16 protein-coding genes are annotated in these 20,655 nt (G+C 51.3%); 8 read left to right on the top strand and 8 right to left on the bottom strand.

All coding sequences use genetic code 11. The features are described 5' to 3' along the window. Positions 1-247 precede the first annotated feature (247 nt). From nrdA to yfaE, 3 genes are all read left to right on the top strand, one after another. Positions 248-2,536, top strand: a complete 2,289-nt coding sequence (gene nrdA / locus ABNT34_RS11645; protein ID WP_348731798.1) for a class 1a ribonucleoside-diphosphate reductase subunit alpha — start codon at positions 248-250, stop codon at positions 2,534-2,536. Between the two features lie 102 nt (positions 2,537-2,638). Next, positions 2,639-3,769, top strand: a complete 1,131-nt coding sequence (gene nrdB, locus ABNT34_RS11640; protein ID WP_348731796.1) for a class Ia ribonucleoside-diphosphate reductase subunit beta — start codon at positions 2,639-2,641, stop codon at positions 3,767-3,769. After that, a complete protein-coding gene (gene yfaE, locus ABNT34_RS11635) occupies positions 3,769-4,023 on the top strand; it encodes a class I ribonucleotide reductase maintenance protein YfaE (RefSeq protein WP_348731794.1) in 255 nt (84 codons plus the stop codon). Before nrdB ends, yfaE begins: the two co-directional genes overlap by 1 nt. 73 nt (positions 4,024-4,096) lie before the next feature. On the opposite strand, the gene ABNT34_RS11630 is transcribed toward yfaE, so the two are convergent. Both ABNT34_RS11630 and ABNT34_RS11625 read right to left on the bottom strand, forming a co-directional pair. After that, positions 4,097-4,666, bottom strand: coding sequence for a YceI family protein (locus ABNT34_RS11630; protein ID WP_348731792.1), 570 nt, complete (start codon positions 4,664-4,666; stop codon positions 4,097-4,099). Next, entirely contained in the window at positions 4,667-5,239 is a 573-nt protein-coding gene (locus ABNT34_RS11625) for a cytochrome b (RefSeq protein WP_348731791.1), read from the bottom strand. It lies immediately after the preceding gene. Between the two features lie 320 nt (positions 5,240-5,559). Here ABNT34_RS11625 and ABNT34_RS11620 point away from each other — a divergent pair, with 320 nt between their 5' ends. The 3 genes from ABNT34_RS11620 to ABNT34_RS11610 all read left to right on the top strand — a co-directional run bounded on the left by ABNT34_RS11620 (position 5,560) and on the right by ABNT34_RS11610 (position 8,876). Beyond that, positions 5,560-5,997: a BlaI/MecI/CopY family transcriptional regulator gene (locus tag ABNT34_RS11620; RefSeq protein ID WP_348731789.1), complete on the top strand. Its 438-nt coding sequence runs from the start codon at positions 5,560-5,562 to the stop codon at positions 5,995-5,997. Positions 5,998-6,001: 4 nt separating this feature from the next. Next, complete coding sequence (locus tag ABNT34_RS11615; protein WP_348731787.1) at positions 6,002-7,540, top strand: M56 family metallopeptidase; 1,539 nt, start codon at positions 6,002-6,004, stop codon at positions 7,538-7,540. A 97-nt stretch (positions 7,541-7,637) separates the two neighbouring features. Beyond that, entirely contained in the window at positions 7,638-8,876 is a 1,239-nt protein-coding gene (locus tag ABNT34_RS11610; protein ID WP_348731785.1) for a serine hydrolase domain-containing protein, read from the top strand. Positions 8,877-8,932: 56 nt separating this feature from the next. On the opposite strand, the gene ABNT34_RS11605 is transcribed toward ABNT34_RS11610, so the two are convergent. Continuing rightward, positions 8,933-9,850: a rhodanese-related sulfurtransferase gene (locus tag ABNT34_RS11605; RefSeq protein ID WP_348731783.1), complete on the bottom strand. Its 918-nt coding sequence runs from the start codon at positions 9,848-9,850 to the stop codon at positions 8,933-8,935. A gap of 86 nt (positions 9,851-9,936) precedes the next feature. Next, positions 9,937-10,464 carry a YaeQ family protein gene (locus ABNT34_RS11600; RefSeq protein ID WP_348731781.1) on the bottom strand — a complete coding sequence of 176 codons (528 nt, stop codon included), beginning with the start codon at positions 10,462-10,464 and terminating at the stop codon, positions 9,937-9,939. A gap of 233 nt (positions 10,465-10,697) precedes the next feature. Between ABNT34_RS11600 and ABNT34_RS11595 the strand changes: the two genes are divergently transcribed. Further along, on the top strand, positions 10,698-13,040 hold the full coding sequence (locus ABNT34_RS11595; protein WP_348731779.1) for a TonB-dependent receptor: 2,343 nt from the start codon (positions 10,698-10,700) through the stop codon (positions 13,038-13,040). A gap of 74 nt (positions 13,041-13,114) precedes the next feature. Here the strand turns inward: ABNT34_RS11595 and ABNT34_RS11590 are convergent, their stop codons facing one another. From ABNT34_RS11590 to ABNT34_RS11580, 3 genes are all read right to left on the bottom strand, one after another. Continuing rightward, the gene (locus ABNT34_RS11590) at positions 13,115-13,492 is read right to left on the bottom strand and encodes a VOC family protein (protein ID WP_348731777.1); all 378 of its coding nucleotides are present in this window, start codon (positions 13,490-13,492) and stop codon (positions 13,115-13,117) included. Positions 13,493-13,598: 106 nt separating this feature from the next. Then, a complete protein-coding gene (locus ABNT34_RS11585) occupies positions 13,599-16,640 on the bottom strand; it encodes an FAD-binding and (Fe-S)-binding domain-containing protein (protein ID WP_348731775.1) in 3,042 nt (1,013 codons plus the stop codon). A gap of 90 nt (positions 16,641-16,730) precedes the next feature. Beyond that, complete coding sequence (locus ABNT34_RS11580; RefSeq protein ID WP_348731773.1) at positions 16,731-17,090, bottom strand: hypothetical protein; 360 nt, start codon at positions 17,088-17,090, stop codon at positions 16,731-16,733. Positions 17,091-17,272: 182 nt separating this feature from the next. Here ABNT34_RS11580 and ABNT34_RS11575 point away from each other — a divergent pair, with 182 nt between their 5' ends. Next, the gene (locus ABNT34_RS11575; protein WP_348731771.1) at positions 17,273-17,998 is read left to right on the top strand and encodes a transporter substrate-binding domain-containing protein; all 726 of its coding nucleotides are present in this window, start codon (positions 17,273-17,275) and stop codon (positions 17,996-17,998) included. 107 nt (positions 17,999-18,105) lie between these two features. On the opposite strand, the gene ABNT34_RS11570 is transcribed toward ABNT34_RS11575, so the two are convergent. After that, positions 18,106-20,604 (bottom strand): glycogen/starch/alpha-glucan phosphorylase, encoded by a 2,499-nt coding sequence (locus ABNT34_RS11570; RefSeq protein WP_348731769.1) that lies wholly within the window; start codon positions 20,602-20,604, stop codon positions 18,106-18,108. Positions 20,605-20,655 lie beyond the last annotated feature (51 nt).

Below are 20,655 nucleotides of genomic sequence, written 5' to 3'. Positions count from 1 at the left end.
GCTCGAAGCTGACAAGTTAGTGACCACTGACATAGCAAAAATCAAGCCCATTTTAGTAAAATTTTTAGGGTTGCATTCGAATTTGATCCACCTTATCTTGTGATTCGTTATGCTTTTAGCCCTATATCTAGTGCTTCCGGTTTTTTTGCCACCCAAGGCGCCGGATAGCCCTTCTCTTGCGGGCAGGCAGCCTGACAGCAGTCAGCGACAACCCTAAAAATTACAACTAAGACGGAACTCTTTCGCAATGAATCAGCCATTATACGTAACCAAAAGAGACGGTACCCGCGAACCTCTGGACCTGGATAAAATTCACCGCGTCATCGACTGGGCGGCCGAAGGTCTGCAAAATGTATCTGTCTCTCAGGTTGAACTGAAATCCCATATTCAGTTTTACGATGGCATTAAAACTGCGGATATCCACGAAACTATTATCAAAGCTGCCGCCGACCTGATCTCTAAAGAAACGCCAGACTATCAATACATGGCAGCCCGCCTCGCGGTGTTTCACCTGCGCAAAAAAGCTTATGGCCAGTTTGAACCGCCAAAACTGTACGACCATGTTGTGCAGATGGTAGAAACCAAACGCTATGACGCCCACATTCTGGCCGATTACAGCAAAGAAGAAATTGACCAGATTGACAGTTTTATCGACCACAACCGTGACATGAACTTCAGCTACGCCGCCGTCAAGCAGCTGGAAGGTAAGTACCTGGTGCAAAACCGCGTCACAGGTCAGATTTATGAAAGCGCACAGTTCCTGTACATTCTGGTCGCGGCCTGCCTGTTCGCCAATTATCCAAAAGCCACCCGTTTGGATTACCTGCGCCGTTTTTACGATGCAGTGTCGCTGTTTAAGATTTCTCTGCCAACACCTATTATGTCCGGTGTACGCACCCCAACCCGCCAATTCAGCTCATGTGTATTGATTGAATGTGGTGACAGCCTGGATTCGATTAACGCTACTTCAAGCGCTATCGTCAAATACGTCAGTCAACGCGCCGGCATCGGCATCAACGCCGGCCGCATCCGTGCCCTGGGTAGCCCAATTCGCAATGGTGAAGCCTTCCATACCGGTTGTATTCCGTTTTACAAGCACTTCCAGACTGCCGTAAAAAGCTGCTCACAAGGCGGCGTACGTGGTGGTGCAGCCACGTTGTTTTACCCGCTGTGGCATTTAGAAGTAGAAAGTTTGCTGGTACTGAAAAACAACCGCGGTGTTGAAGAAAACCGCGTGCGCCATCTCGACTACGGTGTGCAGTTTAACCGCCTGATGTATCAGCGTCTGATTAAAGATGAAATGATCACGTTGTTCAGCCCATCTGACGTACCGGGCCTGTACGATGCGTTTTTTGAAGATCAGGACCTGTTCGAGCAGCTGTATGTCAAATACGAAAACGATGGTTCTATCCGCAAAAAACGCATGAAAGCGCTGGAACTGTTCACATTGTTTATGCAGGAACGCGCCTCCACCGGCCGTATTTATCTGCAAAACGTTGACCACTGCAATACACACAGCCCGTTTAATCCGAAGTTCGCCCCGGTGCGCCAGAGCAACCTCTGTCTGGAAATCGCGCTGCCGACCAAGCCATTAAACGACGTTAACGATCCAAACGGTGAAATTGCGCTTTGTACGCTGTCTGCTTTTAACCTCGGCGCTATCGAGCATTTAGGTGAACTGGAAGAGCTGGCAGAACTGGCGGTTCGTGCGCTGGACAGCCTGCTGGACTATCAGGATTACCCAATCCCTGCAGCATTCCAGGCATCGATGAACCGCCGCACGCTGGGTGTTGGTGTTATTAACTACGCTTATTATCTGGCGAAAAATGGCGTGAAATACTCAGATGGTTCTGCCAATGCACTGACGCACCGCACTTTTGAAGCCATTCAGTATTATCTGATGAAAGCCTCAAACAAGCTGGCGCAGGAATTTGGCCCTTGCCCGCTGTTTAATGAAACCACTTATGCTGAAGGTATCATGCCGATTGATACCTACAAAAAAGACCTGGATAAAGTTTGTAACGAAGCGCTGCAGCTGGACTGGGAGCAACTGCGTAAAGACGTGGTCAAACATGGCCTGCGTAACTCGACTTTATCCGCGCTGATGCCGTCAGAAACATCATCACAGATCAGTAATGCGACCAACGGTATTGAACCACCACGCGGCCACATCAGTATCAAAGCCAGTAAAGACGGTATCCTGAAACAAGTGGTGCCAGAGTATGAGCGGCTGAAAAACCAGTATGAATTGTTATGGGATATGCCAAGCAATGACGGTTATATCAGCCTGGTCGCTATTATGCAGAAATTCGTCGACCAGACTATTTCTGCCAACACTAACTACGACCCGGCCAAGTTCGACGGTGGTAAAGTGCCGATGAAGGTGTTGCTGAAAGACTTGCTGACCGCCTACAAACTCGGTGTGAAGACGATGTACTATCACAACACCCGTGATGGCGCGTCTGATGTGCAGGAAGATATCAAGCCTGCGGCCGCTGAAGATGACGGCTGCGCCGGTGGCGCCTGTAAGATCTGATAAAAAGCCGATCGCAAGAGCGGAGCCTGGTGCTCCGCTTTGTTGTGTCAGTAACCACACTGCTGATCCTGTATTTTTGAACGCATAATAACGAGAGAATCCATGACCTATACCACTTTTAACCGGACCAACAATGATCAGCTGAAAGAGCCGATGTTTTTTGGCAACTCGGTAAACGTGTCGCGCTACGACCAGCAGAAATATGGCATTTTCGAAAAATTGATCGAAAAGCAGCTGAGTTTCTTCTGGCGGCCGGAGGAAGTGGATGTCAGTAAAGACCGGATTGATTTCCAGCATTTACCGGATCACGAAAAACATATTTTTATCAGCAACCTGAAATATCAGACGCTGCTGGATTCAGTACAAGGCCGCTCGCCAAACGTGGCGTTATTGCCGATTGTGTCGCTGCCGGAACTGGAAACCTGGATTGAAACCTGGGCGTTCAGCGAAACCATTCACAGCCGCAGCTACACCCACATTGTACGTAATATCACCACTGAGCCGCACAAAGTGTTCGACGATATTCTGCTGAACGAAAAAATCATCGAACGGGCTGATGAAGTGACCCGGTATTATGACGAACTGATTGCCTCGATCAACCTGTATCACCTGTGCGGTGAAGGCACGCATCAAATTAACGGCGAAAGCCGCTCGGTGTCGCTGCGAGAACTGAAACGGCAGCTGTATCTGTGCATCATGTCGGTAAATGTGTTAGAAGCTATCCGCTTTTATGTCAGCTTTGCCTGCAGTTTTGCTTTTGCCGAGCGCGAACTGATGGAAGGCAACGCCAAAATCATCAAACTGATCGCCCGCGACGAAGCGCTACACCTGACCGGTACTCAGCATATGCTGAACATTATGGCTGCCGGTGAAGATGACCCTGAAATGGGTGAAATTGCGAAGGAATGTGAAGAGCAGGCTTATGCGATTTTCCGTCGTGCCGCCGAGCAGGAAAAAGAATGGGCTGAGTTTTTATTTAAAGATGGCTCGATGATTGGGCTTAATAAAGACATTCTGTGCCAATACGTTGAATATATTACCAATATCCGCATGGCTGCTATTGGCATGAAGCCGATTTTCAGCACCACACAAAACCCAATTCCATGGATCAATGCCTGGCTGGTGTCTGACAACGTACAAGTGGCGCCACAGGAATCTGAGATCAGTTCTTATTTGGTCGGCCAGATTGATAACGAAGTTGATGGCGCTGACTTTGGCGACTTTGATCTCTGATGCATCGGATCCGGCTACAGGATGGCAGCAGTTTTGATTTTGACCCGCAAAGTCCGAACTTGCTGACCAGCCTGGAGCAACAAAAATTACAGGTCAATTTCCACTGCCGTGCCGGTTTTTGCGGTGCCTGCCGCTGCAAACTAATCTCCGGCCAAATCAGCTATCTGGAAGAACCACTGGCTTTTGTGCGTAAAGGTGAGTTTTTACCCTGCTGCAGTGTACCTGCCTCGGATTTAGATATCGAAATTCCCTAGTCAAAAACCGCAGAGAGTGGTTTTTAACGCACAAAAAAGCCTGCAACAGCAGGCTTTTTCTTTAGGCTAAAACTTACTTACGCACACCTTCAACCACCAGATCCAGGTACACGGTTTCTGATGCCGGTCCAAGGATATTTTTGATGGCGAAATCACTCAGTTTGATGCTGGTGGTACCGTGGAAACCAGCGCGGTAGCCGCCCCATGGGTCTTTGCCTTCACCGGTCTTCGTCGCGGCAATCGTCACTTCTTTGGTCACGCCGTTTAACGTGAAGTTACCCACCAGATCAAATTTGCCGTCGGCACCTGGCACCACTTTAGTGCTGACAAAACTGGCTTTCGGGTGTTTCTCCACGTTCAGGAAATCACCACTGCGTAAGTGCTTATCACGCTCGGCGTGGTTAGAATCCACTGACTTAGTATCGATATCCAGTTTGATTTTGGCGGCAGCCAGATTGGCGCTGTCATAGCTGAAATCGCCACTAAAGGTATTAAAACGGCCATGTAACCAGCTGTAGCCTAAGTGGCTGACTTTGAACTGGACAAAAGCATGCGCGCCTTGTGTATCCACGACATAATCCGCCGCCTGAGCAACAGAAGTAACAGATGCGGCAAAAGCAGCGGCCAACAATAATTTTTTCATTTAGATCTCCGGGTTATCAATGGAAGACGCAGCAGCGTTACGACGGCCGAGCATCCGGGTCAGGGTGTTATCTTTGTCAATAAAATGGTGTTTCAGTGCCGCACCGGCGTGTAAAACAACCAGTGCGATCAAAGTCCAGGCGAGGTACAAATGGGCAGTGCCGGCGATGTCAGCCTGATCTGGGAAAAACTCACCAAAACCAGGCACTTCAAACAAACCAAATACCGGAATGCCCCGATTATCCGCCGTTGAAATCAGATACCCGGACAACATAATTGCCACCAGCAGCACATACATCAGTGCGTGCGCCAATGCAGCAGCTTTTTGCTGCACGCCGGTCCCCAGTGCAGCTGGCTTGCCAAAGAGGCGGATCGCCACCAGGCGAAACAACAACAATAAGGCTAACAAAATGCCAAAACTTTTATGCAGATCCGGCGCGGTTTTATACCAGCTGCTGTAATAATCAAGCCCGGTCATCCAGAGTCCGACGCCAAACAGCGTCGGGATCATCAGTGCCATCAGCCAATGTAATGCAATATGCAGCGGATGATAATGTTGCGTTTTTGTGGTCATAAACCCTCCTGACTGCATTCTGGCTTAATCTACAATCGAAAAATAGTGGCAAAATTAGGCCTTATTATTCTAATTTATAAGAGAATTATGACACTTTTGCTCAGGCTCATCGCAAATTGGCCGCTGCAGCCTGCCCTGGCGCAACAAGCGGCCGTGCGGGTGACAAAGAAAGTCTGAAGTACAGGGTCAGACCAGGTTATCAAAATAACTCTCCTTATTTTCAATTACGCGATTGCGAAAAAACTAATTAATTAGTTGATCATCCGCCTCAGCTTCAGTAGAGTTAAAACTAATCAATTAGTTTTAATCGGAGCACTGCCATGGCGAGGCCTAAATCGAACGAACTGACCGCTGCTGAGCAAAAAATTATGCAGGTGCTGTGGCAACGTGGGCCTTTAACTGTCCGCAATATCGCCGCAGAACTCAGTCAAGACCAGCCGGTCGCCTACACCACTGTGCAAACACTTTGTCGCATTTTGCTGGATAAAGGCCACGTCAGCTGTGAAAAACAAGGCAAGGCCTTTTTGTATCAGGCGACAACAGTCCAACAGGAAGCCCGCAGCCAGGCATTGTTGGCACTGGTGAAAAAGTTTTTTGCTGGCTCGCCAGACTTGTTAGCGCAGCATCTGATTGCTGAAACAGCGCTGTCCGCTGATCTTGCTAAACAGCTGCAACAAAAGATCGATCTGGCTGCGCTGCCCACTCAGCTGACAAACACACAACAGTCATCGACAGAACAAGTCCCAGACAAAGAGTAAAGTCATGGTTGAAATCAGCTGGCTCGCATTCTATCTGCTTCTGCATTTATTTCTGGCAGCCCTGCTACTACCAGTTTTATTGTTTGCTGGCCGCAGCCGCCTTAGGCATCAACCCGCGACAATGCTAAGACTCTGGCATATCGCAGCGGGCTTACTCATCATCACGCCAATGCTGTTGCTACAACCCTGGGCGCTGGATCAACAATTGATGCCATGGTTTCAGGCCAGCGTTAGTCACGTCCTGGCACAAAACACGATAACCCAAGCGACCCATTCGATCACTGTCGCCGGCGATATTGTGCAGCAAGTAAGCTGGCCATTGACCTCGCAGCTTATCTATTTACTGGCACCGGCTTTTTGGCTCTGGCTGATTTTGCCGCTCGGTACTTTGGTTCGCGCCGCGAAATTGCTTGGCGGATACTATCAGGTCCGACGCCTTCGGCAGGAGGCCAGCCTGGCTCCATTGCATTCATTCGTAGCGCCTGTCCCGGTATTGCAGCATCCTGCTATCCATAGTGCAATGCTGGTCGGGCTGCGCAGACCTCAGATCCTGTTGCCTGAGCGTTATCTGACGCACTTATCACCGGCACAACTCGAATGTGTGCTCAATCACGAACTGTGTCATTTGCAACATCAGGACCTGCGCGCTTACCTGCTACAACAATTAGTTGGTTGCCTGTTCTGGTGGAGCCCGGCCTGGCGCCTGATCGCCAATCAATTCAATATCTGGCGCGAATTGCGTTGCGACAAAGAAACCGCGGTCAAACAAGGCGACCAGACCCTCTATGCGCAAACCCTGCTTGACTGCGCTCTCTATGCGAACCAACACAAAAACACCGGGGCTTTTTTTGCTCAGCATTTCCTGCGTCAAGCCGTCCTGACCACCCGCATTGATGCGGTACTAGAGCCCGGGGCTCCAAGCCCGGCATGGTTATCCACTGCCGTTTTTTCTGCATTCATACTCTGGCTTGTCGCATCTTCGTTGTTGGTGCAGCAATGGCAATTGGCCGAGTTGCCGGCCAGGCATGCTCAGGTACGGCTCAGTCAGTTAAAGCCTTTGGCCGAACTGCTCCAGGCGGTGCAAACAAACAATACAACACAAGTAACGAAGCTGCTGCAGCAAGGCGCACCTTTGGACTTACCAATGCCTGGAGATGGCAATGCATTGATGGCAGCAGTCCGCCAGCAACTGCCAGAGATGGTCAACCTGCTGTTAGCGCGCGGCGCAGATCCGAATGTCAGTAGCCGCGGCGACGGCAACGCGCTCATCATCGCCAGTCAGCTGGGCAATCTCACACTGGCTCAGCAACTCCTGGCGGTTGGTGCTGATGTCAACGCCGTGGTGCTTGCTGATGAAAGCGCACTGATTAACGCAAGTAGCCGCGGTGACCTTGCTATGCTGCAATTATTATTGGCCCACGGCGCATTGATTAACCTGCAGGTCGAAACGCCTTTGTCGGATGGCCCACAAATGCGTTCAGCACTCAATCGTGCTGCGAACGAACAAACCCGGCAATTTTTGCTGGCGCGGGGCGCCCGCTGATGTCGCCCTGATCTAAACCCTTCCCGAAATACCACTCACCTGCTAGCAGCCCTTTTCAGGCGCTGTCGGGCCCGCTTTTGCCATAAGGAACACCAAGATGCTGAAGTTGAATGTAAAAATATGGAAAATTTTAGTGCTGCTGCCAGTACTGGTTATTGCCACGCCTGCTCTGTGGTACCTGAACACAGGCTGGCAACAGATCCCAGACCAGGTACCAGCGACACAACAGATTTATCAGGATGAATTCTCAAGCGCTGCACAGAGCGCGTTCCGTTCACTGCAACAATCCAGAGCACAGCAACAAATGCCAGCACTGACGGCGGCAGTTGCCTGGCAGGGTAAGCTCATCTGGGCTGGTGCCGCCGGTTATGCCGATATCAGCACTCAGCGGGCCGCCAGCACGCAAAGTCAGTTCCGTATTGGCAGCACATCCAAAGCGGTCACGGCAACCGCAATAGCACGTGCTGTAGCGGCCGGGATCCTAAAGCTGGATGTTCCTATAAGCCGGTATAAAGCCGATTTACCCAATCCAAAATGGCGGGAATTCTCGCTGCGACAGCTACTGTCTCATACCGCAGGCTTACCCGGTTATGAGCAAAATGATGACTGGCGTGGGTTTGTCCAGAGTTGGCTCAAGCAACGACATTTTCCAGATGTCGACGATGGATTGCAGATTTTTGATGATGCAACTTTGCAGTATCAGCCGGGCCACAGTTTTTTATACAGCTCATTTGATGTTAATTTGGCAAGCAGTGTGTTGCAAAGTGCTAGTCAGACGCCCTTCCTGGACTATCTGCAGCTACAGCTTAGTCTGCCGTTGCAACTGCAAAGTCTTGGCGCAGCGCATCAACCACACAAAGAGCAGGTGACTTTTTACCAGTCGAAAGCCAATCAGGTGAAACCTCACTGGTCAGTTGATCTTAGCCAGAAGCTGGCTGGCGGTGGTCTGGCGGCCAGCTCAATCGACCTGGTCAGCATTGGCTCCGCCTGGTTCGACCCGGCGTTTATCCCACCACAGTTACAACAAGAATTCTGGACACCACAACGTCTGGCAGATGGCAGTGTCAATCCGCAAAACTACGCTTTGGGATTTCGGCGCACTGAACATGGCAACTTGTATTGTGATAAAGACAATCCGCTGAAAAAAACTATCCGCTACATCCACCATGGCGGGGTCTCAGATGGTGCCCAGAGCTGGTTGGTGATTTATCCGGATTATCAGTTGGTTCTGGCGATGAACACCAATATTGTCAAAGAGGATTTCTGTGATTTTGCGCTGCAAGCGGCCGGGATCCTGCGACCTTTTTTACAACAAATAGACCCAAGTCTGTTCTGACGCCAATAAACGCATAAGGGCACCCGCAGGTGCCCTTCATTATTCAAACTCAGTGCTTAGAAATCGACTTTGCCGTCGCGGATATGTTGCTCTCCGCGTTGTTTGGCCAGTTCAATTTGTTTTTGCCGTTCGGCGAACGAGGCTTTTTGCTCGTCCGATAACTGGTCATGGCAATGCGGGCAGCTCATGCCCTGCAAATATTTGTCGGATTGCATATCCGCTGGTGATAACGGCATGCGGCAAGCGTAACATTGGTCGTAACTGCCCTGCTCCAATCCGTGTTTTACCGCGACGCGCTGATCAAACACAAAACACTCACCTTGCCATAAACTGTTTTGCTCCGGCATCTCTTCCAAATATTTCAGAATGCCGCCGTCCAGGTGATAGACCTCATCAAAGCCCTGCTCTTTTAAATAGGCTGTGGATTTTTCGCAGCGAATACCACCGGTGCAAAACATCGCGACTTTTTTATGTTTGGTTTTATCCAGATTGTCAGCGGCCCATTGCGGGAACTCGCGAAAGCTGGTGGTGTTAGGATTCACCGCGTTTTTAAAAGTACCGATGGCGACTTCATAGTCGTTGCGGGTGTCGATTAAGATTGTGTCCGGATCTTCAATCAACCGGTTCCAGTCTTCGCCTTTGACATAAGTGCCGACGATATGTTGCGGGTTCACACCCGGCACGCCCATCGTCACGATTTCGGTTTTTAACTTGACTTTAGTGCGGTAAAACGCCGGCTCGTCGGCGAATGATTCTTTATAAGACAGGCCTTCAAAGCGGCCATCGGCATCGAGCCACTGGCAGACTGCATCTATGCCTTCACGAGTGCCACAAATAGTCCCGTTGATGCCTTCTTCAGCCAACAACAAAGTACCTTTGACTTTATTCAGCACCAGATGCTGGTACAACTTATCCCGCAGTTCAACATAATCGGGCAAATTCACAAACTTATAAAGCGCAGCAACAACGTACATAGTTCACCTTTTTTGCAAGAAGCCGGATCGCAAATCCGGAGCAGAAAAACAGCGGCGAATTATACCTGTGGCAGATGAAAGTGCAATCAGTGCAGCGTGGCGCTGACCTGCGGTGCGGCCAGTTCAAGCAGCTGCTGGCCGTCGGTGATTTGCAGCATGTCATCATCGCGCCAGACACTTAACTGCATATTGGCTTTGAGCATCTGGGCAAAATCGGTCAGGGTGTCAGCACTGACACCACAGATCTGCAGATTGGCGCTTTGTTTATGTGCCTGCAGATACTTCTGCTGGTCAGCTTGCGGCAACATCAGCAACACCTGATCGCTTTGATGGCAAGCACGCTGTAGCTGTTTGTCATTTGGCACCGCCACCTGACACCAGAGCCGGTAATGGCTGTGCTCATCTTTGACAAAAAGATCAGGCCCTTTGCCGGCGGTCACCGCCAGCGCCGGTGCATATTCATAAAGACTTAATAACGACAACAGCCGCAAACAGAAGTGTTCGACCTCTTCGGCAAAAAATGGCGACAAATACCGGATCTCGTGTAAAAAACGCTGGCTGGCCGCATGGTTATAAAAAAGCTCCAGCCGCACGACTTTCATTGCCAGTTGCATATAGCCCCCTTCATCGGCGACAAACCGCAGCAATTACAGTGTAGAAGCTCGTTTTTTATCTAGCATAATCTATGCACATTTTGCTGTGATCTCGACTGCACAGCAGTTTTTACAGCACAACAAATCAAGGTTCCAGCCTGCCAACTGCCAAATTTTGCCGACGAAGTGTATTGTTACTTTATATCATTACCTTTAAAATGTGATGTTATCACACCTCAATCAGGTAATTTGCTATGACATTTCGTTTATCCGCCCTGAATTTTGCGCTGGGTCTGGCGCTGGTTTCCACCACGGCAGCAGGCGCCGAATTGCAGTTACAAGGCAAAGTGCTGAATGAACAAGGCCAACCGGTCAGCAATGCCAAAGTCCACGTACATGGCCGCCAACAATATGTTTATACCAACGCTGCCGGCGAATTTCGTTTAACCGTGCAATCCGGCGCCGAAATCCACATCGCAGCCAAAGGCTTTAACGACCAGTTTGTTAAAGCAGAGCAGCCCGAGTTAAAAGTTGCACTGAGCAAAGGCAATATCGAGCATTTACGCGTCTCAGCAGCCGGTTTACATCATTATGATCTGGATATGGCGCAGCCGGCTTCGGTGTTAAGCGGTGAAGCGTTGCAGCGCCGGCAGGAACCCACTATTGGCGAGACACTGAAATTTACCCCAGGTGTGCACAGCAACTATTATGGCCCGGTCGCAGCAGCGCCGGTGATCCGCGGTTTAGATGGTCCCCGGGTTAAAGTACTGAGTAATGGCCTCGACAGCGCCGACGTGTCCCGCGTCGGCCCAGACCATGCGATTTCCGCCGACGCCATCACCACAGAGCAAATTGAAGTGTTACGTGGTCCGGCTACATTATTGTACGGCAGTGGTGCTATTGGCGGCGTGGTGAATCTGGTCGACAACCGTATTCCACGCCAGATGCGCAGCCCACAAACCGTGATTGATACCAAATATAACAGCGTCGCCGATGAAAGAACCGCAGCACTGGCGCATGACGGTAGCGCTGGTGAATTCGCCTGGCATTTTGATGGCTACGACCGCCAAAGCAATAACTTCGACACCCCAACTTTCACTAATGACGAAGGCGAAACCCTCAGTCAAATTGCCAACAGCCAGCTCGACAATCAGGCCTTTAACCTTGGCGGCAGCTGGGTCACGACTGACGGCCTGATTGGTCTGTCTTATGGCCGGATCAACAGCCAATATGGTATTCCCGGCCACCACCATCATGGCGAAGAGGAAACCGCCACAGCGGAAGAGCATGCGGACGACGGCGTATATGCTGATTTGACGCAAAACCGCTATGGCCTGGCGGCGGAATGGTATACCCCGATCAACGGGATTGAAACCATCGCGCTGCAAAGTGCTTACACCGACTATCAGCACGCGGAAGTTGAAGCCGGTGTGCCGGGCACCCGCTTTGACAACGACAGTCTGGAAAATCGCCTCAGCATAGAACATAGCGACTTCCTCGGCTGGCATGGTTTGGTCGGGCTGCACCAACAACAAAATGAGTTTGCCGCCAGCGGCGAAGAAGCCTTTACGCCGGCGACTGACACAAACAGCAACGCTTTGTTTGTGTTAGAAGAAAAATCCTTTGGCGATTTGCAGTGGCAGCTTGGCGCTCGCTTAGAACGCGTCAGTCATACGCCAGTCAACGACGAGCACGACACCTCACATGATGACGAAGAGCACGAGGAACTGCTGCTAAATAAATATTCGGCTACTGCAGCGAGTTTTTCCTCCGGCCTGGTCTGGCAATTTGTGCCTGGTTATCAATGGTCGCTGCAACTTAGTCACTCGGCAAGGGCACCAGGTGCCAGTGAACTGTTTGCGAATGGTCTGCATATCGCCACTCAGGGTTATGAGCTGGGTTTGGGTTATGAACTCAGCGAAGATGGTAACATTCACTACCACCCGGCTGCCGTCGCTAAAGAAGTCGCCAATAACATTGATTTAGGTTTTGCCAAGACCAAAGGCGAGCTGACCTTCAGCTACAACTTCTTCCTCAATGAAGTCGATGATTTTGTCTATCAGGCCAATACAGGCCTGACCATGGCACAGCTGCATGCGCACGAGGAGCATGCAGGTGAAGCCGAAGATGAGCATGCGCATGACGATTATGCCGTCTACCAATACCGTCAGGCCGATGCCCGGCTTTATGGCGCAGAATTTGCGCTGACCTGGCGTTTTGCGCCGGCGCAGCAGCTGGAATTTTTCACCGACAGCGTACGGGCAGAACTGAAATCCGGCGGCGATCTGCCGCGTACACCGCCTAACAAAGCCGGTGTCAGCTATCAGTATCAGGGAGAAAACTGGTCAGGACAATTTGGCCTGACCCACTACGCTAAACAAGACAAAATCGCCGTGGATGAAACCGTCACAGCCGGTTACACGCTGGTCGATGCCAACCTCAGCTATGACTTCGATTTATCTGCGCTGGATCTCACCGCTTATCTGAAAGCGACGAACCTGACGGATAAACTGGGTTTTGTACACAGCTCTTTTGTCAAAGCAGATGTGCCTTTACCGGGCCGCTCACTGGCTTTGGGTCTCACAGCCCGCTTCTGATAGATTTTTTTCTGACAGGTTATTTGATGCAAAAACGGCAGCTTGCGCTGCCGTTTTTATTATCCTTGCCAGGCCTAACTCATACTATGTAAACCCAGCTTGTTGCCGGCGACGTCGAGGAACATGCCAATAAAACCATGCTCACCAATTGACGTCTTTTCCATCAACACAGTGCCACCTGCTGCTGCAATTTTCTCCAGCTGCGCACTGACTTCAGCACAGCCAAAGTAAATTGTGACGCCGACTGTCGCCGGTACCACATCCGGCCCCTGCACTAATGCCCCAGCCGAGCCGGGTTTACTGTGATCAGCGGCAAACATCGCCATGGTGTAAGGCGACATCTCAAGAATTTCAAACTCAAAACCAAAGGCCTGCTGGAAAAACTGCTGATTTTTGCCAAGGTCCGGCGATGGGATCTCAAACCAGCCCACTGGGTTATATTCCACACTCATAGTTCACGCTCCTGTCAGAAAAGGCACCGCTGCTAACAGTAGCAGCAGAGACTTTTTCTGCCAGCGCGTTTATCACATTCGTATTGTGAGCGGCATCACATCTGCTTTAAGGCAGCAGTTGTAATAACGCCTGCAACGGATGTTTTGGCTTAAACCCTTCATAGCGTTTGACCTGACTGCGACAGGAAAAACCGGTCACCAGTAACAAGTCCGGCGCGGTCTGTTGCACCGGGCTGGCCCAGCTTAAATCGTACAAAGCGCGGCTATTGGTCTGATTTTGCGCTTCATGACCATAAGTCCCGGCCATGCCACAACAACCAGTGGCAACCACCTGCAATGACAAACCGGCCTGTTGAAAAATCTGCTGCCAGCTTTTTTCCGTCGCCGGCAACGCAGTTTTTTCGGTGCAGTGTGCCAGCAGCTTAAAGCTGCCTGAGCTCTGCAGCGCCGGCAACTGCTGCCCGACCAGCCATTCATGCAGCAAACTGACCTGATAATCGCCGCGTGCGCTGCCAAGCGCTTTGACATATTCATCGCGGTACACCAAAACCAAGGACGCATCGAGGCCCAGCAGTGGCGCACCGAGCTGGCTCACTTGCTGCAAAAACTCACTGGCGTTCTGAGCAGTCGTGGCAAATTCGCGTAAAAAACCTTTGACGTGCTGTGGTTTGCCATTGGGCAAAAACGGCAACAACACCGGGTCGAAACCGAGTTTATGCAGCAGCGCCATCGCGTCAGCCACCAAATCAGCCTCGTAAAAACTGGTAAATGGGTCTTGCACCAACAACACTAATTTGGCTTGTTCTACAGCTGATAACGCCTGCAAAGCAGCTAAATCGAATGGGCGATATTGCTGTACGCGTTCAGCCAGCACCGGCGTTGATAATAACGGCGTATCGACATACCCTACCGCCTTTTTCAGCACCCAGGCCACCGGTGCCAGTTTGACCACGCCGTTAACCAGGCCCGGCGCTTTGGCCAATAACGGCGCTGAACGCTCAATATTGCCGACTACATAATCTTTCAAAGGCCGCAGATAACGGCTGTGATACAGCTGAATAAAGCGCGCGCGGAACGACGGCACATCAACTTTAATCGGGCACTGGCCGGCGCAGGCTTTACAGGCCAGACAACCTTCCATCGCCTCCATCACTTCATGCGAAAAATCGGCTTCGCCACGCCATTTGCCGACAGTATTTTGTACTTTTTGTACCAGCGCCGCCGGACCACTACTGGCCTGCAGTAACTGCTGCTCTTGCGCCAGCACATCGACGCCCTGGTTTTGCATCAGCCGCAGCCATTCCCGCATCAGGCCTGCCCGGCCTTTCGGACTGTGGCGGCGGTCTTTGCTGACTTTACTGGACGGGCACATCGGCGAGTTTTCTTCATAGTTAAAACACAGGCCGTTGCCATTACAGCTGGTGGCCGCTTCGAAGCTCTGCCGCACTGTAGTTGGAATTTGCCGGTCAAAAAAAGCGCGTTTTTGATCATCAACGCTGACCAGTTGGTCCTGACTTTGCCATGGCGTACAGATTTTGCCGGGATTCATCCGGTTCAGCGGGTCAAACACGCCTTTGATCTTGCGCAGTTCCGCAAAGAGAGTTTCACCAAAAAATGCCGGGCCATATTCGCTGCGATAGCCTTTGCCATGTTCACCCCACATCAGACCACCATATTTGGCCGTGAGCGAGACCACCTGATCGGAAATAGTCCGCAGCAGTTGTTCCTGCGTCGGATCACAAAGATCCAATGCCGGACGCACATGTAACACGCCGGCATCAACGTGGCCAAACATGCCGTAACTGAGGCCATGACTGTCGAGCAAAGCGCGAAATTCCATAATAAAATCAGCCAGATTCTCTGGCGGCACTGCGGTATCTTCGGTAAATGGCAGCGGCTTTTGCGCACCTTTTGCGTTGCCTAAAAGCCCCACGGCTTTTTTGCGCATCGCATAAATCTGCAAAATAGCCTTGGGGTCGGACGTCAGCTGATAACCAATGATGCCACTTTGACCGGTTGCCACTGCTTCCTGCAGCCGCGCTTCGAGCTGCGCCACCTTTTGCGCCATGCCGGCGTCGTCTTCATCATTAAACTCAACCATGTTGAGGCCCAACATGGTTTTATCCGGCACATCTTCGATATAGGCTTTGACCTGATGCCAGATGATGTCCTGGCGGGCTAAATCCAGCACTTTGCTGTCGACGGTTTCGACCGAAGTGGCATTGGCGGCAACCAGAAAAGGCGCGTTACGCAGCGCGCTTTCGAAGCTGTCATATTTGACGTTCACCAGACACTTATGCCGTGCTATTGGTGTGACATTAAGCAGCGCTTCAGTGACAAAACCGAGCGAGCCTTCAGAGCCGGTGATGACACGGCCAAGGTCGAATTCAGTTAAATCGGCATTAAACACATGTTCAAGGTCGTAACCGGTTAAAAACCGGTTCAGACGCGGAAATTTGGCGAGAATTTCAGTGCGAAAATCGCGACAGGTCTGCAGCACCTGGCGATAAATCCGCCCTTCCGGTGTGTCCTGCTGCGCTTTGTCGGCAGCTGCTGCAAGAGGCATCGGTGCGGTATTTAACACTGTGCCATCCGCCAGCACTGTGGTCAGCGCCAGCACGTGATCACTGGTTTTGCCATACACCAGCGAGCCCTGACCTGAAGCGTCAGTGTTAACCATACCGCCAATAGTGGCGCGGTTTGACGTGGATAAATCCGGTGCAAAGAAAAATCCATGCGGCGCCAGAAAGGCATTGAGCTGATCTTTAATTACCCCTGCCTGCACCCGCACCTGCCGTTTGATTGGGTCAAACTGCAGGATAGTCCGCATGTGGCGCGATAAATCAACGACAATATGTTCAGTTAACGCCTGGCCATTGGTGCCGGTGCCGCCACCGCGCGGCGCAAACTTTAGCGCAGAAAAACGCGGTTCACTGGCCAGCCGGGTCAACAATTCAACATCCTGCTGCTGGCGTGGCAACAGCACCGCCTGAGGCAGTGCCTGATAGACACTGTTATCGGTCGCAACCGCTAAACGGGAGGCATAACTGGTTTCGATATCGCCGCTAAAACCGGCTTGTTGCAACAGTGCACAAAATTCTGCAACCACCGGCGCTAACGCCTGCTCTGGACTTAACTTCGGGATCATAACACTGAAAACTGAAGGCAAAGGGAGCCCGAGTATATCACCGGGCTGCCAGGCTATTAAGACCGATTTGGCGGTTGTATCACAGTTTTCTTAATCTTCCTGCCGCTTTTGCAGCACTTCACCTTCGATCACCAGACCTGGATTTGCCCCGGGTTGCTGGGGCCGGGTTTGTGTTTGTGCAGCCGGATTAATATCGGCAGGTTCGGCGCCTGCTTGCTGCTGGCTAAATTGCTGCATATGGGCCTGCATCTGCCGCATCAGCTTACGCTTTTTCCACCACAGATAAGGCAGCAATAACACCAGCAAAGTGGCGACAATCATCAACAGCCAAACGCCAAAGACGAATAAAAACAGACCGCCGGCAACAAGTAGCAACAGGCTGAACCAGCTGGCCGGCCGGCCCCCTTTGAACTGAATAAAAACCGGACCTTTTTGGCCAAAACCGGGCATAACAACCTCAGATATCTGCTGAAAATAATGACTTGCTAACGATATGGGGGCGCGCGCCGCGATCCCCAGTCCATATTTGTAAAAGATTACTACAGGACTGCGGATTGTGGGTGGATTGCGTGTCGATTGTGCCTCAGGGATTGCTCTGCTTTAATGAGATAGCTTCACTGCCGGAGACCATGATGCGTTGGCTTTTGTTATCCCTGCTCTGCACGCCGCTTTGGGCCTGTGAACTGAAAGTTCAGGTCAGCGATTTTCCGCCCTATTCCTATCAGAAGGATGGCGAATGGCAAGGCAGCCGGGTAGTTTTGTCACAGCGCTTAGCACAAAAGCTGAACTGTACAGTGCGGTTTTTAGACGTGCCCTGGGCGCGGGCCCTGCTGCTGATGCAACAAGGCGACATTGATTTAATGTTTAACCTGACCCCCACGCCGGACCGGCAACACTATATCTGGTTTAGCCGGCCGCATCATCTTGAGCGTCTGGCCTTTGCCACCACGCTGACAGACCCACAATGGCAACAAATCAGCACTCTTCAGGCATTAAACAACTTTCCCGGCACTATTGCCCTGACTCAAGGCAGTTTCATGGGGGCTGAAATGCAAAAAATGCTGCAACAGCCGGCATTTCGGCAAAGAACCATCGAAGTCGCAGAGCGCCGCGTCAAAAACGAGCTGGTGCTAAAAGACCGTGCGCAGGGGTTGGTGGAAGATTTGGATTATCTGCAGTTCGCCAGAGCCAATTTTCCGGAATATCAGCAACTTACTATCACGCCACTACGCCTGACACAGACCGAAGTCGCCGCCGGATTCAGTAAAAACTCCGTGCTGGCATTTCAGCAAAAACAAATTGAGCAGGCCATCGCCGAACTGGACCAGGCCGGCCTGTGGTACTCAGAGTCGCCTTAAATGCCGGATCCGGCATAGCAAAGGCTACTGGTGAATGTTGCCTGTGAATATTACCTGTGAATGTTGCCTGACAAAAAAGCCGCTTTTCAGCGGCTTTTTTTATTTGCTCAGGGTTTTACCGTGATATTGCAGCGCTCAAGCTGCCAGACCCGTTCCACATAGTCTTCAATCGACCGGTCCGAGTTGAACTTCGCCACGCTAGCCGTGTTCAGCATGGCTTTACGCGCCCAGCCACTGCGGTCACGGTACCAAGTGTCGATTTGTTGCTGCGCTTCGCAATACGAAGCAAAGTCCGCCAGCACCAGATAATGGTCGCCACCTTCCAGCAGGCTGCGTTTAATAGCCGCCAGCTCACCCGGCTTACCCGGCGTGAAATAATCGGTTTCCAGCCAATCCAGAATGGCCTTCAGTTCCGGGTTATTCAGGTAATAATCATGCGGATTGTAGCCTTGCTGATACAGCGCTTTGACTTCGTCGACGGTCAGACCAAAAATCGCAATATTGTCCGCACCGACTTCTTCAGCGATTTCGATATTGGCACCATCCAGCGTGCCGACAGTGACAGCACCATTGAGTGCCAGCTTCATATTGCCGGTGCCGGACGCTTCTTTACCGGCCGTTGAGATTTGCTCAGACACATCGGCCGCCGGGATCATTTTCTCGGCGAGGCTGACACGATAATTTGGCATAAACACCACTTTAATCCGGTTTTTCACCCGTTTATCGTGGTTAATCTTGTCGGCAATTTTATTGATCGCGTAGATAATTTCCTTCGCCAGTTTATATCCGGGCGCCGCTTTGGCGCCAAACAGGAACACTCGCGGCACCATGTCGTAATCAGGGTTTTGCAGAATCCGGCGGTATAAGGCCAGAATGTGCAGCAAATTCAGATGCTGGCGTTTGTATTCGTGCAAGCGTTTAATCTGCACGTCAAAAAGCGCATGCGGGTCTATATCCACACCGGTCAGCTTTTTCACTTCAGTGGCCAGTTCAGCCTTGTTTTGCTGTTTGATGGCCATAAAAGCGTCTTGCATCGCCGGGTCATCGGCAAAAGCTTTTAACTTGGCAAGCTCGGTCAGCTGCGTGGGCCAGGTGGTGCCAATGGTGTTATCCAGTAATTTTGCCAGGCGTGGGTTACAAGCTTTTAACCAGCGCCGTGGCGTCACACCATTGGTAATATTGGTGAACTTGTCTGGCCACAGTGCAACCATTTCCGGGAATAAGTCCGATTGCACCAGCTGCGAGTGAATTTCCGCCACGCCATTGACGCGGAACGAACCGACCACACACAAATGGCCCATCCGCACCATCGGCTCGTGGCCTTCTTCAATGATCGACAGTTTGCGTTTTTTCTCGACATCACCCGGCCAGCGCACGTCGACCTGCTCGACCAGGAACCGGCGGTTAATTTCGTAGATGATTTCCAGGTGGCGCGGCAATACTTTTTCAAATAACCGTACCGGCCAGCGCTCCAGCGCTTCTGGCAGCAATGTGTGGTTGGTGTAAGCAAACACATGCTGACAGATATTCCAGGCGTCATCCCAGGTCATCTCAGCGCGATCGACCAAAATCCGCATCAGTTCCGGGATAGCTACCGTCGGGTGTGTGTCGTTTAACTGGATAACCACTTGTTTGGCAAACTGTGACCAGTCATCACCCTGCGCACGTTTATACCGGCGGATGATGTCTTTGAGCGAACTGGAGCAGAAGAAATACTGCTGAATCAGGCGCAGTTCTTTGCCTGCTTCAGTTTCATCATTTGGGTACAGCACTTTGGAAATAGTTTCGGCTTCGATATTCTCGCGCGCCGCGTCGACATAACCGCCTGAGTTAAACACGTCCCAGTTAAAAAAATCACTGGCGCGACTTTCCCACAGACGCAGCACGTTGACTGAGCTGCCGTTGTAACCCACCACCGGAATATCCCAAGGCACCGCTTTAATGATGCGGCCCGGGTGCCAGACTTTTTTCATCCGGCCTTGTAAGTCATACACCGTTTCAACATAACCGTAGACGGAAATTTCCTGCGCCGATTCCGGCCGGCAAATCTCCCACGGATTACCATATTCGCGCCAGGAATCCGGCCGCTCGATTTGCATGCCGTGCTGAAACTCCTGCTTAAACAGGCCGTGTTCGTAGTGAATACCATAACCAATGGCCGGGTAATTCAGCGTCGCCATGGAGTCAATAAAACAAGCAGCAAGACGACCCAGACCGCCATTGCCAAGCGCCATGTCTTCTTCCTGCTCTTCCAGATCGGCAATATTAATGCCGAGCTCCAGCAGTGCCTGTTTGGCTTCTTCGTAAAAACCCAGATTATGCAGGTTGTTACTGAACAAACGGCCCATCAGGTATTCCAGACTGAAATAATGCACGGCGCGGGTATTTTGTTGATAGTGCGTGCGTTGTGTGTTGCGCAAACCATCAAACACGTATTCGTTAACCGAGGCGCAGGTGGCACGCCACCAGGCTTGTGGACTGGCTTTGTTGACGTCGGTGCCGAGGGTGCTGTGCAAATGGCGGACGATGCGTTCTTTCAGTTCCACGGCATTTGGCCGCGCTCCGACAGCAGTCGTGGCAGGAGCAGTCGTAACTTTGGCTTTCATAATAAGGTTCCAGCTGTTAAGGGTCCGATGACCGTCGCTTTATCTGGATCT

It is taken from the genome of Rheinheimera texasensis (genome assembly GCF_964031785.1).
Lineage (GTDB): Bacteria > Pseudomonadota > Gammaproteobacteria > Enterobacterales > Alteromonadaceae > Pararheinheimera > Pararheinheimera texasensis_A.
The sequence above is the reverse complement of the archived record's forward strand: the minus strand, read 5'-3'. Positions and strand labels throughout refer to the sequence as shown.